General features: G+C 71.7%; 1 pseudogene. It reads right to left on the bottom strand.

Annotated elements, in window-relative coordinates:
- A pseudogene (locus G3N93_RS41225) lies at positions 1–498 on the bottom strand (malto-oligosyltrehalose synthase); the annotation flags it as partial.

Genomic DNA, 498 nt, shown 5'->3' with positions numbered 1-498 from the left:
TGCTCGACGGCGAGCTGGCGCACCAGCACGCGCCGCTTGCCGTCGAGCGCTTCCTGCGCGAAGGTGCGCGACGAACCCGATACGTGCGCCCAGTGCGCGGCCAGCGGCGCGGCGCCGGCCGGATCGTGCAGCAGCGCGCCGACATCGTTCATGAAGTCGTAGCCGGTCGTGCCGTCGACGGCCCAGTCGTCGCGCAGCGCCTCGCCGGGCGCGAGAATCTTCTCGACGACGACGTATGGCCGTGCGTCGCGTTGCGCGGCAAGTCGCTCGTGCAGCCGCCGGCAATACGCGCGCGGATCGGCGAGGCCGTCGACGTGATCGACGCGCAGGCCGTCGATATACCCGGCCGCATGCAGTCGCAGCGGCAGCGCATGGACGGCGTCGAACACCGCGTCGTCGTCGACACGGACGGCCGCGAGCGTCGCGATGTCGAAGAAGCGCCGCCAGTTCAGCTCGTCGGCGGCCGTGCGCCACCACGCGAGCCGGTAGTGCTGTCGA

This window comes from Burkholderia sp. Se-20378 (genome assembly GCF_017104665.1).
GTDB lineage: Bacteria > Pseudomonadota > Gammaproteobacteria > Burkholderiales > Burkholderiaceae > Burkholderia > Burkholderia lata.
This window is presented reverse-complemented; position numbering and strand designations above follow the sequence as displayed.